Origin of the sequence: Streptomyces barkulensis (assembly GCF_002843305.1) — a bacterium.
GTDB lineage: Bacteria > Actinomycetota > Actinomycetes > Streptomycetales > Streptomycetaceae > Streptomyces > Streptomyces barkulensis.
In genome coordinates this window covers 1-16,260 of sequence record NZ_PGSG01000030.1, presented here as the reverse complement: position 1 = coordinate 16,260, position 16,260 = coordinate 1, and the positions used below count along the sequence as shown (strand labels likewise).

Genomic DNA, 16,260 nt, shown 5'->3' with positions numbered 1-16,260 from the left:
CGGGCCGGCCAGGCGGCCTACGAGACGATGTCCTTGGTGCGGAAGTGGCGGAAGGCCAGCGCGAACAGCACCAGCGCGTACGCCACGGACACCGAGGCGCCCCGCAGCATCCCGCCCGTCTCCAGCTCCGGCTGGAAGACGTCCGCCCAGGCGAACTGCCAGTGCGCGGGCAGCAGCTCCCGCCAGTCGCCCAGCGCCGTGACCGCGTCCAGGATGTTGCCCACGATCGTCAGCCCGATCGCGCCGCCGACCGCGCCCAGCGGCGCGTCGGTGACCGTGGACAGCCAGAACGCCAGCCCGGCCGTCACCAGCTGGCCGACGAAGACGTACGCCACCGCCAGCGCCAGCCGGCCCAGCGCCTCGTCCGTCGGCAGCGTGCCGCCGGTGGGCAGCTCCAGCGGGCCCCAGCCGTACGCCACCGAGCCCGCGGCCAGTGCCACCAGCGGCAGCAGCGCCATCGCCGCCGCGCTGAACGCCAGCGCCACCGCCAGTTTGCTCAGCAGCAGCCTTGAGCGCGGCACGGGGGCCGCCAGCAGATAGCGCAGCGAGGACCAGCTCGCCTCGGAGGCCACCGTGTCGCCGCAGAACAGCGCCACCGGCACCACCAGCAGGAAACCGGCCGAGACGAACAGCGCCATGGCGGCGAAGTTCAGCCCGGAGGCGGTGGCGGTGTCCATCAGGTTGATGCGGCGGCCGCCGCGCTCGGGCTCGCCGCCGATCGCGAAGGCCGCGATCAGCACGAACGGCAGCGCGGCCAGCACCAGGCCGGTCACCAGGGTGCGGCGGCGCCGCAGCTGGCGCACCGCCTCCACCCGCAGCGGCAGGGTGTGCCGCGGGCGGTAGCCGGGCGCCGCGCCCGACGGGTCCGCGCCCGACGGGTCCGCCCCCGGCGAGTTCGGCGCGGGCGCGGGAGGGGGAGTGGGGGCGGTGGCGGTCATCGGGACTCTCCTCCGATCAGGGTGAGGAAGGCGTCCTCCAGACGGCGGTGCGGTCCGGCGCGCTCCACCGGCACATCCAGCCGCAGGAGCTCGGCCAGCAGCCGCGTGGTGGTGGCGCCGTCGAGCCGCACCAGCAGCCCCTCGTCGACGGCGACGGCCGAACCCACGCCGGGCAGGGCCGCCACCTTCTCCGGCAGCGCCTGGGGCACCGGGCCCCGCACCCCGACGAGCACGGTGTCGCCGGAGCCGGTGATCTCCTCCACCGGGCCCGCCCGCACCAGCTCGCCGCGGTCCATGACCACCAGATGCGTGCAGGTCTGCTCGACCTCGGCCAGCAGATGGCTGGAGACGATCACAGTACGGCCGGCCGCCGCGTAGCGGATCATCACGTCCCGCATCTCCCGGATCTGCGGCGGGTCCAGGCCGTTGGTCGGCTCGTCCAGGATCAGCAGGTCCGGCAGGCCCAGCATGGCCTGGGCGATCGCCAGCCGCTGCCGCATGCCCTGCGAGTAGGTGCGCACCGCGCGCTCCAGGGCGTCGCCGAGCCCGGCGATCTCCAGAGCCTCCTCGGTGTGCGCGTCCCCCTCGGGGCGGCCGGTGGCCCGCCAGTACAGCTCCAGATTGGCCCGGCCCGACAGATGCGGCAGGAAGCCCGCGCCCTCGACGAACGCGCCGACCCGCGACAGCACGGGCGCGCCCGGGCGGATCACATGGCCGAAGACCCTGATCTCACCGCTGTCGGGAGTGATCAGGCCCATCAGCATCCGCAGGGTGGTGGTCTTGCCCGCGCCGTTGGGCCCGAGCAGGCCGAGCACCTGGCCGCGCTCCACCCGGAAGGACAGATCGCGCACCGCGTAACGGTCGGCCGAGCCCGCGTACCGCTTGGACAGGCCGGTGATCTCCAGCGGGACGTCCTCGCGCGCGGGGCCCGTCCGCGGGGCGGCGGGCTCGGCGGAGGGCTCGGCGGAGGCGCCGGGTGTGCCGGGCTCGGCGGAGGGAGCGGGCGCGGGCGGCGCGGCGGACGTGGCCGGCGCGGTCCTGCGGCGGCGTCCGGTCAGCAGCAGCGCCGCCGCCGCGGCCGCGCCGGCCGCCGGCATGCCCCACACCCACCACGGGGTGCCCGCCGCCTCGACGGACAGGCCGGGCGCGGTCGGCACGCTCAGCCCGTCCTCCGCGAGGGAGACGGTGTAGGCGGCGGGCTCGACCGGCGAGGCGTAGGCCAGATCGGTGGCGGAGAACACCACCCGCATACGGTGCCCGGCCTCGAAACGGTGGTCGATCGCAGGCAGCCGCACCTCCACGCTCCGGCCCTCCCCGGCCCCGGTGACCCGCAGCGGCGCCACGAGCTGGGAGGGCAGCACCTGGCGTCCGTCGGGGCCCACGTCGTAGACCTTGGCGAACAGCACCGCCTCCCCGGAGGAGGACGTGACCTCCACCCGCACCGAGGGCGCGCCGGTGACCTGGACGGCCTCGGGAAGCGGCGCCGACTCGAAGCGGGCGTGCTGGCCGGGGTAGTCCACCGACAGGCCGATCCCCAGATCCGACAGCCCCCCGCCCGCGGCGCTCAGACCGGGGACGGCGGAGACGGCGGGCGGGCCGCCGCCGGCCGGGTTGGCGAAGGTCTGCCCGCGCCCCCGCAGCTCCACGGTCCGGCCGCCGGAGGCCAGACCGGGGTAGCGCTCGGCGGTGGCGGCCCGCAGCCGTGTCTCGCCGTCGGTGGTGTCCATGCCGCCGGTGCGGGTGACGCGGAAGGCCGGGCCGGTGTCCGTCCCCTTCTCGTCCTTGAGGTGGCGGTCGAACCAGGCACGGGTGCGGTCGTCCAGCCGCTCGTCCTCGGACGGGCCGCCGTCGTGGCCGCCCGCGATCCACTCCACCGCCACCGGCGCGCCGTTGGAACGGATCGCCTTCGCCATGGCGTCGGCGTGGCCGAGTGGGAAGAGGGAGTCGGAGCGGCCCTGGACGATCAGCGCCGGTACGTCGATCCGGTCGGCGACCGCCACCGGACTGCGCTCGCGCAGCAGCTCGCGCGCCTCCTGGTCCGGTTCCCCGGCGACGGCGACCCGCTCGTACATCTCGCACAGCTCCGTGGTGAACCGGCCGCAGCCCGCCCGCTCGGAGACCGGGCCGGCGGTGGGGGCGCCGTCGCCCGCGACGGTGGAGCCGGTGGTGAAGAAGATCCCGGTCCACAGCTCCTTGAAGACGCCGTCCGGGAAGAGGGCCTGTGACAGGTCCCAGTAGGTGATGCGCGGAGCGACGGCGTCGACCCGCTCGTCGTACCCGGCGGCCAGCAGCGAGACCGCGCCGCCGTAGGAGGCGCCCGCCACGCCCACCCGGGGATCGCCCTCGCCGTCGAGACGGACCTCGGGCCGCTTCGCCAGCCAGTCGATCAGGGCGCTGACGTCGGCGACCTCGCGGTCGGGGTCGTTCATCCCGATCCGGCCGGTGGAGGCGCCGAAGCCGCGGGCCGACCAGGTCAGCACCGCGTAGCCGGAGCGGGCCAGTTCCTCGGCCTGGCCGCGCAGATCGGCCTTGCTGCCGCCGAAGCCGTGGCCCAGCAGGACCGCGGGGCGGCGGGTGCCGGGGTCGCCGGCGGTGAAGTAGGAGGTGTCGATCCGGACGGTGTCCCCGCCGTCCCCGCCGTTCCCGCCGCCACCGTCGCCGACGTCGTCCGGCGATTCGGGCAGGGTGAGCCTGTACTCGGTGTGGCGTACGGCGGGGGCGTCGTCCGGGAGGGCCGCCCACACACCGCCCCCCACGAGGACGGCGACGGCGGCGGCCGCCGCGACCAGCCGTCCGCGGGGCCTGGGCAGTCGGAGATCCATGGCCCGACCCTACGGGGTGCTCCGCCCGGTGAACGGAGCGCCCCGGGCGCGGTCAGCGGACGGTGCCCCCCGGCGGGGCGGGCGCGGGGCGGTCCGCGGGGGTGCCGCGGTCCTGTGCGGCTTCGGCCCGGGTACCGCCGGCTCCGTTCCCGGCTCCGTCGCCCCGGCCGCCGGTGCCGCCGCTGTCGCCGTTGCCGGGGTTCCCGGAGTCCCGGCCACCGCTTCCCCCGCCGCTGCCGGGGCCGTTGCCGGGGCGCTCGCCGCTCCGGCCGGTGCCGCCCCGGCCGTCGGCGCCGCCGGCGTTCCGGTTGCCCGGGTTGCCGCCGGTGTCGCCGTTGCCGCTGCCGGGGTTCCGGGGGTTGGCGTTCTCCTGGCCGTTGCCGGTCTCGCCGTTGCCGCCGTTGCCGCCGCTGTCGCCGGTGGCCCGGTTCGGGATGTCCGGCGTCGCGGCGTTCCCGTCCGGGTTCCCGCCGCCGTTCCCGTTCCCGCCGCCGTTGCCGTCGCCCCGGCCGCCGTCGGCGGGCGAGGGCCGTGCCGCCGGGCCCTCCAGGACCGCGGCGCAGTACGCGTCGACCCGGTCGCGTCCGCCCGCGGCGGCGGCCAGTGACTTCCGTCCGGCACCGTCCGGGCTGTCCGGGCCGATCCCACCGCCGGGGTTTTGCCGCTGGGCCCGGCACAGCGCGACGATCCGCGGCGACGCCTTGGAGGGGGGTACGGCGCCGGGCCCGAAGCCGTCATGGTGCGGCCGGGCCGGGTCGGCCTCCCCGGTCGTGGGGGCCTTGGGGGACGCGGGGACGGGAGGAGCGGAGGCGGTGTCCGGCGCCCGGGAGGCTCCGGGCGAGCCGCCGGGGCCGCCCCCGGGCAGGAACGGGACCCCGCCGGAGGCCACCGCCACCCCGCTGCCGAGGACGGCGGCCGCGACCACGCCGAGCGCACCCGTGCGCGTCCGGCCCAGACGCCGTGTCAGCCGGGCCAGGCGGCCCCGCAGACCGGCCGCCGCTCCGGTGGCGGCGGCCGCCCGCTCCTCGCGGGCCGCCCGGAAGGCGGCCAGGGCCTCCTCCTCGCCCTTGAGCACACCGGATCCCGGCGGCGGCACCGCCGGCACCGCGGCGCCGAGCACGGCCGCGAGGGCGCGCAGGCTGTCGTCCGAGGGCGGGTCGCCGGAGCCCCGGGGGCCGGGGCCGGACCGGGAGCCCTCCGCGATCAGACGGCGCAGCGCGGCCTCGGTCACACGGGCGCCTTCCTCCCCGTCCCGCATCGGGTCGTTCACCTCCGTACCGCCGTTGCCTCGGGCCGTTCCACCATCCGGGCCAGTTTCCTCAGACCGCGTGACAGCGCCATCGCCACCGCCCCCGGCCGCTTGCCGAGGATCTCGGCCGTGCTCTTCGTGTCCAGGTCCAGAACCACTCTCAGAAGTACCGCCTCGGCCTGTGGAACGGGCAGGGTTCCGATGAGGGAGACGATCTCACGTGTCGACAGCTCCGCCCCGGCCACCTCCGCGGTGTCCGGGGCGGCCTCCCCGCCGGGGGCGCCGGACGCGCGCGGCTCGGGCAGCTCGTCGGTCGGTACGGCGATCTCCTGTACCCGCCTCCTCCTGCGACGCAGGACGTCCCGGGCCCGGTTCCGTGTGACGGCGAGGGCGAAGCGGCGGAAGGACGCGCCGTCCCCCTCGAAGCGCAGCACGTCCCGGGCTATCTGTAACCACGTCTCGGCCACGACGTCCTCCGCGTCCTGGCCGACGATGACGGTCGCGTAGCGCAGGAGTTCGGGGTTGAGGCGGCGGTAGACGGCGCGGAAGGCGGCCTCGTCGCCCCGCCGCACACCGAGAACCGCAGCGTTCAGATCCCCGGGGTGCTCAGGGTGGAGCCGGTCGCCGCCATCCGCCGCATCACTCACGGACGGGATCCTTCCACGCTCCCGCGCGGCGCGTCGACACGGCGGTTCCACGCGGGCTGCGCCCGTGCGGATCCGGTGCGGGGCGAAGGCGAACACCCCCGCCCCGTCCGGAGGAAGGCGGAAGGGACCGGACGGAAGTCCCCCGTCCGGTCCCTCTCCCCCTGTCTCTGCCGGGGCCGCCGGGCGGCCGCCCGGCGGCCGTTCGGCGACCGCCGTTCACCGGCGGCGCACCGCCGGTTCGCTCAGGGAGCCAGCGGATAGCCCAGCCAGGCGCCCGAGGGCGTACCCATGTCGGAGCGGCTGTAGTAGACGGCGCCCGAGGTGGAGACGCCCCGGCTGCCGGCGTCGAACTGGAGGATCGTCCCGTCGAAGGAGTTCTCCCCCGGAGCGCCGACGGCCAGGTCCGCCCGCCCCCAGCCGGACATGTCGGCGAGCAGGACGCCCGCACCGAGCCGGTCGTCGGTCTCGGAGACCCCGCGGACACCGGAGGCGTCCTGATGGAGGCTCAGGGCACCGGAGGTGCTCAGCCCCGAGGAGGTGCCGTACAGCAGGATCGACATGCCCGCGTTCTTGCGGCTCGCGCCGTCGCGGGTGAGGTCCTCGAAGGGCAGGCCGGCGAAGACGTCGGCGTGCCCGTCGCCGTCGACGTCGCCCGCCGAGACCGACCAGCCCATGGCGTCGCCGGCCTCGGCGCCTCCCGGAACACCGGGGGTGTCCTGGTGGATCACCTTCCGGCCGGTGGTGGTCGGCCCGTCCGGCGAACCGGGCAGCACGGTGATCTGGCCGCCGCGGAAGCCGTTGGACTCGGCCGCGTACGGCTGGCCGACGATCAGGTCCGCGTACGCGTCGCCGTCGATGTCGGCCGCGGCGACCGAACGGCCGCCCTTGACGGACGACATGCCCACGTAGGTCAGGCCGTCGGCCGACCCGTTGAGGAGCGTGAGCCGGCCGGTGCCGCCGGAGTCCCGGTGGTTGAGTACCACATCCGCGTAGCCGTCGCGGTTGAAGTCGCCGGTGGTGGAGGCCAGGGAGTCGATGGCGCCGGTGGTGCCGGTCTTCAGAGCGCCCTTGCGCACGGTGCCGCCGGCGACGTCGAACGCCCACCAGCCGGCCGGGCCGTCGGCGGACGCGGTGAAGACGTCGGCGGTGCCGTCGCTGTCGAAGTCGCCGACGGCGACGGTCGAGCCGAACCGGGCCCCCTCGGTGCGGTCCGCTTCGGCCACATCCAGCCACTTGGCCTCGGTGAAGCCGGGACCGTACAGGACGGTCACCGCACCGGAGTCGGAGTTGCCCGCCGTGTCGTCCTCGCCGGGCGCGCCGATCGCCAGGTCGGCGTGCCCGTCGCCGTTGACGTCGCCGTACGCGACCGCCTTGCCCCAGTTGTCACCGGTCTCGGAGGCGCCGGGGACACCCGGGCTGGACTGGGAGAGGGTGATCCTGGCGGCGGCCACCGGGCCGTCCACACCACCGGGCGCCACGCTGACGGTGCCGGCCTCGGCATCGCCGCCCACGGCGGCGCGGGGGGTGCCCACGGCCATGTCGCCCATGCCGTCGCGGTTGAAGTCGGCGGTGGGAGTCGCGGAGCTCGCGGCCGGGCTCGCGGCGAAGCGCCGGATCTCCGGCAGCTCCTCGTACAGCGTCTGGCCCGGACACACGGTGTTGTAGCCGTCGCGGTGGCCGGAGATGGTGCGCAGGGTGGCCTGCTCACCCTCCTCCCACACGCCGGTGTTCCCCATGGCGGTGAGAGTCACCCTGCCGGTGGGGTCCACGCCGTACTGGCCGAGCTTCCAGGCGGCGATCCTGGCGACGGCGCCGGTCACGTCGGGGGTGGGCACGTCGCCCGCGGCGTAGTTGCCGATCACCGCGATGCCGGTGGAGTAGCTGTTGAAGCCGTAGGTGTGCGCGCCCACCACGGGCAGGTCGGCGCCGCCGTGCCGGCCCTCGAAGATCGTGCCGCACTTGTCGACCAGGAAGTTGTAGCCCAGGTCGTTCCAGCCGTTGCTCTTGACGTGGAACGTCATCAGCGAGCGCACGATCGCGGCCGAGTCGGAGCAGGTGTAGTTGATGTCCTCGAGCGCCGTGTGGTGGACGAAGGCCGCCTGGATGCCGTCCTCCAGGTACGCCGACGGCTCCTCGACCATGGACTCGTCGGCGCCCCAGGCGGCGCGCGAGACGATCGGCGGCCGGGTGACCGTGGACTCGGGCGCGGTCGGCACGGTCGGCTCCGGCGACGGGCTGGCCGTCGGGCTCTCGGAGGCGCCCGGCCCGGTGGGCTCCGGTTCGGTGGCGGTGGGCTCGGTGGTGCCCGGAGCGGTGGACTCCGCCCCCGTGGGCTCCGGCTCGGCGGGTGAGGCCGAGGCGCCGGCCGGGTCGCTCGCGGTGGCGGTGGGCGCCGGGTCCTCGGCGACGTAGGCGGCGGGCCGTATGCCCGTGTCCACGGCCGTCTCGAAGGCCGCCGGGCCGAGGTCGGCCGCGTTCGCCTCCTTCGCCTCGCGCGGCGTCACGCCCGGGTCGACCAGGTCCAGCCGCATCCCGGCGGGGAACTCGTCACTGGTCTGCCCGTCGGCGGAGACCACCCGGGCCTCGACGCCGTCGGAGGGGCCGACCCAGCGGGGCGCGGTAGCGCCGCGGGCCGTGGCCTCCCGGCCCTCCTCGCCCTCGGGGACGTGGATGTCCAGGTCCAGTTCCTGCCACGGCGTCCACCGGCCGGTCTCGATGTCGCGGGTGCGCACCTCGGCCCGGCCGCCGATCTCCGCGGTCGCCCGGGGCCAGGAGATGCCCAGCAGGCTGAACGGCTTGGTGTCGCGGCGGGTCACACCGCTGTGCCCCTCGCCCCTGGTCTTCAGGCTCACGGAGTACACCTTGACCGGCGACGCGGTCGCGGGGTTGCCCCTGTCCTCGGGCGGATTGGCCACGGCGACGGTCACCACACCGGCTCCGCCCACCGCGACGGCCCCCAGGGTCAGCCAGGTCCGCCTCTTCAGACTCAATGTTCTGCGCGCTCGTGTTCTTCGCGGACTCAAGTCCCGCCCCTTGTCGTCTGGATCGTTCGTCCAAAGACTCGCTCGCCCCGCGTCCGTCACGGGACCCTTCGGTAAGCGCTCACCGTAGAGGAGGTGTCACTCCGGGAAACACGCGGGTACTCAACCGTTACAGGACGGGCCCGTGACCGGGCCGGGGTGCGAAGACGGCCGGGGTCGCCACCCCCCACAGGAGAGACCCCGGCCGTCGTCGAGTACGGACCGCCGCGCCGAGCGAGGTCCGTCACACACCTCAGCGCCGGAAGGCCGAAAACTGTTACTCCCCGCTCTCCTCGTCCGCCCACAATCCCTCCGCCCCTCCTTCGCCGCCCGTTCGCGCGTCCTTCCCGCCGCCTTCAACTCGGTAACTACCGACCCGTCCGCATGGACGGGAGCGCACACTAGGTCGTAGCGTTCTGCTTCGCATCGACGCAGATCGAAGCATCACGGCGGGACCGCGCCCGGCCAGGGGCGCGGGCGAGCGCTACATCGCGAAGTGGGGCAGGACTAAGGCGTGCAGGGGGAAGACGCGGAACTCACCGCAGCGGTGCGGGCGGCGCGGGAGGGGGACGAATGCGCCTTCCGTACCGTCTACCGCGCCGTGCATCCCCGCCTGCTGGGATACGTGCGGACGCTGGTCCCGGACGCGGACGCGGAGGACGTCGCCTCCGAGGCGTGGCTGCAGATCGCCCGGGACATCGACCGGTTCGACGGGGACGCCGACCGCTTCCGCGGCTGGACGGCGCGGATCGCCCGCAACCGCGCGCTCGACCACATCCGGGCGCGGGGGCGGCGGCCCGTCTCCAGTCCGGTCGACGACGACAACGAACTGGCGGTGCTGCCCGCCGGATCCGACACCTTCGACGAGGCCCTGGAGTCGATCGGCACCGGTCACACCATGGCCCTGATCTCCCGGCTGCCGCGCGACCAGGCCGAGGCCGTCGTGCTCCGGGTCGTCGTCGGCCTCGACGCCAAGGGGGCCGCGCAGGTGCTGGGCAAGAGGCCGGGCGCGGTGCGCACCGCCGCGCACCGGGGTCTGCGGAAGCTGGCGGAACTGCTGGAGGGGGAGGAAGGGGCCGGTGACGGGGTGCCCGCACCCAGGGCCGGAACCGCACGGAGTGTGACGGAAAAGGCCAGACGGACGCTGAGGGAAACGTGAGGGCCGACGACCGGTACAGCTGGCTGGACGAGGAGACCGCGGAGCGTCTGCTGCGCGGACGGTCGGCCCACCCCTCGCCGTCCGCGGGCGAACCGGGCGCGTCGGCGCTGGCCGAGGCCCTCGACAGACTCGCCGCCGTCCCCGCGACCGCTGCCGCCACAGCAGGTCGCGCCGCCGCCTCCGGCGCGCGTGACGACGGTGAGCTGCCCGGGGAGGCCGCCGCGCTGGCGGCCTTCCGGGCAGCCCGCGCACGGCCCGGAGCCGGGTCCGGTGCCGCCGGGCGCCGGACCCGGCTGCGGTCGCTGGGCCGCCCCCTGCGGGTGGGCATCGCCGGGCTGGCGCTCGGCGGGGTGCTCGGCGGGGTCGCCATCGCGGCCGGCAGCGGAATGCTGCCCGCACCGTTCGGGGGAGGGAACGGCTCGCCCGTCCCGTCGGCGAGCGTGTCCGCCGGACCGGACGGACTCCTCCCGCCGCCGACCGGCACCGCCGGCTCCCTCTCCGGCCGGCCGGAGAGGGACGGCGGACGGGAGCACGGCGGAGGAGGGGACGAGGAGCGCGGCGGCCAGGGAGCCCCGGGCGACGGCGATCCGGCCGGCACCGGCCCCGGCGGGCGGTCGGCGGAGAGCGGCTCGCCGGCCCCGGAGACGGACGGCGCGGGCGACCGGGCCCAGGACGCCGACGCCGGGCAGCCCCAGGCGGAAGCGCGTCTGCGGGAACTGTGCGAGAAGCTGCTGGGCGGTGAGCTGGGCCGGCGCGAACGCACCGAACTGGAGCGGGCCGCGGGAGGCCCGGAGAAGGTGGACGGCTACTGCGGCCGGTCCGGTGCGGCGGCCGGCGGCGGTACGGGTGACGGGTCCGCCTCGGGCGGGGCGTCCGGCGGGTCGGGCGGTTCCTCCGGTGGTTCCTCCGGCACGGGCGACTCCGAGCGCCCCGCCACGGACGGCGGCCAGGGCGGCAGCGGGGACGGCATCGAGGGCGGGGACGCCATCCCCGAGGAGAGCGGCGACACGCTGCCCGGCGAGGAGGACGGCGACGCCTTCCCCGCCGAGAACGGGACGACCGACCCCGCGGCCCCCGACGCTCCCGCCGACCCCACGGACCCCGCCGACCCCGCCTACCCCGGACGGCTCCCGGACGCTCCGGCCTCCTCCGGGGGCGCCGCGACGGCCGGTCCCGCCTCCTGAACCCCACCGGGCCGGTGCCCCCTCAAGGCGCACCGGCGACCGTGTGACCGGCCTCACCGGAGCCCGCCGCCCGGCGGGTGTGACACTTTCCGGCCCACGGACGCAGTACAGAACAAGCCGACTGGTCATCGGCGAGCGCGCCACCCAAGGTTCCCCCCGTACCTGCGGGATGCGCGTAGCGCGGGCGGGGCACGTTCCCCCGGCCCCGCCCGCGCCTCTTCACACCGGCCCGCGCCCCGCTTCCCGAGGGCGCCGGGGGCGTCAGTAGACGATCACCTTCTCGCCCACCCTCACCTGCTCGAAGAGCGCGGCGACCTTCTTCCTGTCCCGTACGTTGACACAGCCGTGCGAGGCTCCGTTGTAGCCGTTGGCGGCGAAGTCCGCGGAGTAGTGCACCGCCTGGCCGCCGCTGAAGAACATCGCGTACGGCATCGGGGTGTCGTAGAGCGTGGAGTGGTGGTCCCGGCTCTTGAAGGTGACGCCGAACTCGCCCTCGCGGGTCGGGGTGAGCTCCGAGCCGAAGCGCACGTCCATGGCGGAGACGATCTTCCCGTCGATCATCCAGGCCAGCGTCCGGCTCTCCTTGCTGATGCACAGCGCCCGGCCCGTCAGGCACCTGGGATCGGGGTCGGACACCGGCCGGGTGGTGGGCGGGTACAGCTCCGCCCGGGTGGGGGTCCTCGTCCGCGCCGTCAGATCGTTCCAGGTGGCCCGGGTGACCCGGCCGTCCGCCGTCAGACCCCGCCGCTTCTGGAAGGCGGACACGGACGCGGTGGTGACCGGGCCGTAGTAGCCGGTCGGGTTGAGGTCGAAGTGTCCGGCCTGGCGCAGCCGCGCCTGGAGTTCGCGGACCTTCCCGCCCCGCGCGCCCTCCCGCATCATCGGCGCCGGCGCGGGCGGCGCGGTGGACGCCGACGGCGTATCGGGCGGCGCCGAGGGCCGCGAGGCGGACGCCGTCGGCGTGTTGGGTGGCGCCGAGGTGCGCCGTTCCCCCTCCTCGCTCGCCGACGGCGTCGGGTCGGGCGCGGGTGTGCTCCGCGTCACGGACGGTGCGGGCGGCGGTGCCGTGACCGCCGCGGGCGACCGCGCCTGTGTGTCCGTCTGCTGTGCCGTGCACCCCGTCCCCAGCAGCACCGCGGCCGCCGCGGCGAGCGCGGCACGGCCCGCCGGCCCGCGCCGCACGGACTCCCCCCAGGACATCGAAACCCCCTCCAATCAGCCGGGCCTTCACCGGTTTTCCCCACCTGTGTGGATTCCCGGCAGCCAGACTGCCCGAACCGGGGACGCCGGACCACCCCCCGGCGGTTCCGCGCACGGCACCCGCGCGGGCCCTTCCGCGCACCACCCCGCTCGTTTGTGAGCAAGGTCCCAGGCTGTGGCTCTCCCACCGCTCTCCCGCCGATCGCTACAGTCCGTATCGGACAGGGCGACGAAGCGGGAGGCACCGAACATGGCACGCGAGACTGGCCGCGGGACCGGCAAGGACCGGCTCAGCGAGAGCGGACTGCCGATCGAGCCGGTCTACGGACCCGACTCACTCCGGGACTGGGACCCGGAGACGAAGCTGGGCGAGCCCGGTTCGTACCCGTACACGCGGGGCGTGTACCCGACGATGTACACCGGGCGGCCGTGGACGATGCGCCAGTACGCCGGCTTCGGCACGGCGGTGGAGTCCAACGCCCGCTACAAGCAGCTGATCGCCAACGGCACCATGGGCCTGTCGGTCGCCTTCGACCTGCCGACCCAGATGGGCCACGACTCCGACGCCCCCATCGCCCACGGCGAGGTCGGCAAGGTCGGCGTGGCGATCGACTCGATCGACGACATGCGGGTGCTGTTCGGCGGCATCCCGCTGGGCGAGGTCTCCACCTCGATGACCATCAACGCCCCCGCCGCCGTGCTGCTGCTGCTCTACCAGCTGGTGGCCGAGGAGCAGGGCGTGCCCTCGCAGAAGCTGACGGGCACCATCCAGAACGACGTGCTCAAGGAGTACATCGCCCGCGGCACCTACATCTTCCCGCCCAAGCCCTCGCTGCGGCTGATCGCGGACATCTTCAAGTACTGCCGGGCCGAGATCCCGCGCTGGAACACCATCTCCATCTCCGGCTACCACATGGCCGAGGCCGGGGCGACGCCCGCGCAGGAGATCGCCTTCACCCTCGCCGACGGCATCGAGTACGTGCGCACGGCCGTGGCGGCCGGGATGGACGTGGACGACTTCGCCCCCAGGCTGTCGTTCTTCTTCGTCGCGCGCACCACGATCCTGGAGGAGGTGGCCAAGTTCCGCGCCGCCCGCCGGATCTGGGCGCGGGTGATGAAGGAGGAGTTCGGGGCCAAGAACCCCAAGTCGATGATGCTGCGCTTCCACACCCAGACCGCGGGCGTGCAGCTCACCGCGCAGCAGCCCGAGGTGAACCTGGTGCGCGTGGCCGTCCAGGGCCTGGGCGCGGTGCTGGGCGGCACCCAGTCGCTGCACACCAACTCCTACGACGAGGCCATCGCGCTGCCCACCGACAAGTCCGCCCGCCTGGCGCTGCGCACCCAGCAGGTGCTGGCCTACGAGACGGACGTGACCGCCACCGTCGACCCCTTCGCCGGGTCGTACGTGGTGGAGTCGATGACCGACGAGGTCGAGGCCGCCGCGTTGGAGCTGATGGGCAAGGTCGAGGAGCTGGGCGGCGCGGTCAACGCCATCGAACACGGCTACCAGAAGGGCGAGATCGAGCGCAGCGCGTACGCCATCGCCCAGGAGACCGACTCCGGCGAGCGGGTCGTCGTCGGCGTCAACCGGTTCCAGCTCGACGAGGAGGAGCCGTACGAGCCGCTGCGGGTGGACCCGGCCATCGAGGCCCAGCAGGCCGAGCGGCTGGCGCGGCTGCGCGCCGAGCGCGACCAGGCGGCCGTGGACGGGGCGCTGGCCGAGCTGCGCAAGGCCGCCGAGGGCAGCGACAACGTGCTCTACCCGATGAAGGAGGCGCTGCGGGCCCGCGCCACCGTCGGCGAGGTCTGCAACACCCTGCGGGAGGTGTGGGGCGCCTACGTCCCCACCGACGCCTTCTGAGCCCGCCGTCCGGCCTCGCCGGTTCACCCGCCCCGCTGGTCCCGTGTTCTCGGGGGACAGCGGGGCGGCCGGTTCCTCACGCTTGGAAGTCCGGGCAGCGCTGCGTGCGGGAAAGACCACTGGTGAAGGGTCTCGCTCCTGCGGGACCTGCGGCGGGCGGATTCCCGGCGGGGCGGGGAGGACGATCCGCTGCCGGCCCCCGCGACGGTGTGGCCGGGCCGTACAAGCGTTGGTCAGCGGGGCGCATCCCGTGTGGCGACGCGCTCCAGGTTCTCGCGGAAGACCTTCTGCGCGTCCGGAGTGAGGGTGCGCAGCGCGACCATCGCGGTGAGGGCCACGTCGCACAGTTCCTTCCGCACGTCGTCCCAGGTGTGGCTGTGCCCCTTGCGGGGGTTGGAGCCCATCGCTCCGTGCACGGCCTCGGCGACCTCCCCGGCCTCCTCGCTGATCTTGAGGATGCGCATTGACATCCTCGCCGCCCTGAAGGACGGCGATTCCCGCCTACCGCGCCGCCTGTGGCTGCGGTGTCGAGTGGGTTCCTGCTTCGCCGCGCGGTGCCGGGACGAGTCCCGGTCTTACCTGCGCTCCACAGGCTGATGCCGCCAGTCCGGCGGCCTTGGCGACGTTGACCGCCGCGTTGATGTCCCGGTCCAGGACCGCCCCGCACGCCTGGCAGGTCCACTCTCGGATGTGGAGGGGCTTGGGGCCGTCCTTGACGCCGCACACGGAGCACACCCGGGAGGTCGGCTCGAACCGGCCGATCTTCACGAAGGTACGTCCGTACCGGGCGGCCTTGTACTCCAGCATGCTCACGAACGCCGACCATCCGGCGTCGTGCACGGACTTGGCCAGGCGCGTGCGCGCGAGTCCCTTCACCGCCAGGTCCTCCACGGCGACCGCTTGGTTGTCGCGGATCAGCTGTGTGGAGAGCTGGTGGTGGAACTCGCGGCGCGCGTCCGCGACACGGGCGTGTGCCCGTGCGACGCGGATCCTGGCCTTGTCCCGGTTCTTGCTGCCCTTCTCCTTGCGGGAGAGGGAGCGCTGCGCCTTCTTCAGGCGTTTTTCGGCCCGGCGCAGGAAGCGCGGGCTGTCGATCTTCGTCCCGTCGGAGAGGACCGCGAAGTGTCCGAGCCCGAGATCGATGCCCACCTCGGGCGCGACCTGGGGCAGGACTTCCTCCGGGCCGGTCTCCACGACGAAGGACGCGAAGTACCGGCCTGCCGCGTCCTTGACCACGGTCACCGTGGACGGCGTCGACGGCAGGGAGCGGGACCACTTCACCTTGACGTCGCCGATCTTCGGCAGACGCAGCCTGCCGCCCGGGGTGATCGACCAGCGGGCGTTCGCCGTGAACCGGACCGACTGCCGGGTGTCCCTCTTCGACTTGTACCGGGGCGCGCCCATGCGCGGGCGCTTGCCCTTCAGGCCGTCGAAGAAGTTCCGGTACGCGGCCTCCAGGTCGCGCAGCGACTGCTGGAGAACGACCGCCGACACCTCGCCGAGCCACGCCCGCTCCGGGGTGCTCTTCGCCTCGGTGATCAGCGCCTTCGACAGGTCGCCGGTCTTCGGGAACGGCAGCCCCTCGCTGCGGGCGGTCTCCCGAGCGCGAAGCGCGTCGTTGTAGACCACCCGCGCACACCCGAACGCCCTCGCCAACGCCATGCGCTGACCGACGCTCGGGTACAAGCGGAAGCTGTACCGAAGCTGCATGCGGATCATGGTACACAGTTGGTTTATGGGTATCGATGAGAACGTTCGTACTGGTCGTCACTGCGTCTTCCGCATGCATGTCCACTTGGTTTTCGTGACGAAGTACCGGCACTCCGTCTTCGTTGACCGGCACTTGACGCGGTGCGAGGAGATCATGCGGGCCGTGTGCGAGGACTTCGAGGCCGAGCTGGTCGAGTTCAACGGCGAGAACAACCACGTCCATCTCCTCGTGAACTTCCCGCCGAAGGTTGCCGTGTCCAGGCTGGTGAACTCCCTCAAAGGCGTGTCCTCCCGCAGGCTCCGCCAGGAGTTCCCCGACCTCGTCCGCCACTACTGGCGGGCACAGCGCCTGTGGTCCGGCTCGTACTTCGCCGGGTCCGTCGGCGGCGCGCCGCTCAGCATCGTGAAGCAGTACATCGAGCAGCAGAACCGGCCGCTCTGACCCGGGCCGAGGTGAACAGTGCAGATCC

11 protein-coding genes and 1 pseudogene are annotated in these 16,260 nt (G+C 74.2%); 4 read left to right on the top strand and 8 right to left on the bottom strand.

Annotation, left to right across the window (positions count from 1 at the left end; all coding sequences use genetic code 11):
- Positions 1-17: 17 nt before the first annotated feature.
- From CUT83_RS07550 to CUT83_RS07530, 5 genes are all read right to left on the bottom strand, one after another.
- Positions 18-938 carry an ABC transporter permease gene (locus CUT83_RS07550; protein ID WP_101255115.1) on the bottom strand — a complete coding sequence of 307 codons (921 nt, stop codon included), beginning with the start codon at positions 936-938 and terminating at the stop codon, positions 18-20.
- Positions 935-3,760 carry an alpha/beta fold hydrolase gene (locus CUT83_RS07545; protein WP_101255114.1) on the bottom strand — a complete coding sequence of 942 codons (2,826 nt, stop codon included), beginning with the start codon at positions 3,758-3,760 and terminating at the stop codon, positions 935-937. Before CUT83_RS07545 ends, CUT83_RS07550 begins: the two co-directional genes overlap by 4 nt.
- A gap of 52 nt (positions 3,761-3,812) precedes the next feature.
- Positions 3,813-4,991, bottom strand: coding sequence for a hypothetical protein (locus tag CUT83_RS07540; RefSeq protein WP_143688507.1), 1,179 nt, complete (start codon positions 4,989-4,991; stop codon positions 3,813-3,815).
- 35 nt (positions 4,992-5,026) lie between these two features.
- Positions 5,027-5,656, bottom strand: coding sequence for an RNA polymerase sigma factor (locus CUT83_RS07535; RefSeq protein ID WP_101255112.1), 630 nt, complete (start codon positions 5,654-5,656; stop codon positions 5,027-5,029).
- 242 nt (positions 5,657-5,898) lie between these two features.
- Complete coding sequence (locus CUT83_RS07530; protein WP_240957993.1) at positions 5,899-8,646, bottom strand: FG-GAP-like repeat-containing protein; 2,748 nt, start codon at positions 8,644-8,646, stop codon at positions 5,899-5,901.
- A gap of 544 nt (positions 8,647-9,190) precedes the next feature.
- Here CUT83_RS07530 and CUT83_RS07525 point away from each other — a divergent pair.
- The gene (locus CUT83_RS07525) at positions 9,191-9,835 is read left to right on the top strand and encodes an RNA polymerase sigma factor (protein ID WP_093851108.1); all 645 of its coding nucleotides are present in this window, start codon (positions 9,191-9,193) and stop codon (positions 9,833-9,835) included.
- Positions 9,832-11,019, top strand: a complete 1,188-nt coding sequence (locus CUT83_RS07520; protein WP_101255110.1) for a hypothetical protein — start codon at positions 9,832-9,834, stop codon at positions 11,017-11,019. The genes CUT83_RS07525 and CUT83_RS07520 overlap by 4 nt, the downstream gene beginning before the upstream one ends.
- A gap of 261 nt (positions 11,020-11,280) precedes the next feature.
- On the opposite strand, the gene CUT83_RS07515 is transcribed toward CUT83_RS07520, so the two are convergent.
- A complete protein-coding gene (locus CUT83_RS07515) occupies positions 11,281-12,219 on the bottom strand; it encodes a L,D-transpeptidase family protein (RefSeq protein WP_101255109.1) in 939 nt (312 codons plus the stop codon).
- Positions 12,220-12,469: 250 nt separating this feature from the next.
- Here CUT83_RS07515 and CUT83_RS07510 point away from each other — a divergent pair, with 250 nt between their 5' ends.
- Entirely contained in the window at positions 12,470-14,080 is a 1,611-nt protein-coding gene (locus tag CUT83_RS07510; RefSeq protein ID WP_101255108.1) for an acyl-CoA mutase large subunit family protein, read from the top strand.
- A 233-nt stretch (positions 14,081-14,313) separates the two neighbouring features.
- Here the strand turns inward: CUT83_RS07510 and CUT83_RS07505 are convergent.
- Both CUT83_RS07505 and CUT83_RS07500 read right to left on the bottom strand, forming a co-directional pair.
- Positions 14,314-14,544, bottom strand: a pseudogene (locus CUT83_RS07505) (MazG-like family protein); the annotation flags it as partial.
- 37 nt (positions 14,545-14,581) lie between these two features.
- On the bottom strand, positions 14,582-15,790 hold the full coding sequence (locus CUT83_RS07500) for an RNA-guided endonuclease InsQ/TnpB family protein (protein ID WP_101255106.1): 1,209 nt from the start codon (positions 15,788-15,790) through the stop codon (positions 14,582-14,584).
- 25 nt (positions 15,791-15,815) lie between these two features.
- Here CUT83_RS07500 and tnpA point away from each other — a divergent pair, with 25 nt between their 5' ends.
- Complete coding sequence (gene tnpA, locus CUT83_RS07495; RefSeq protein WP_093850225.1) at positions 15,816-16,232, top strand: IS200/IS605 family transposase; 417 nt, start codon at positions 15,816-15,818, stop codon at positions 16,230-16,232.
- Positions 16,233-16,260: the final 28 nt, after the last annotated feature.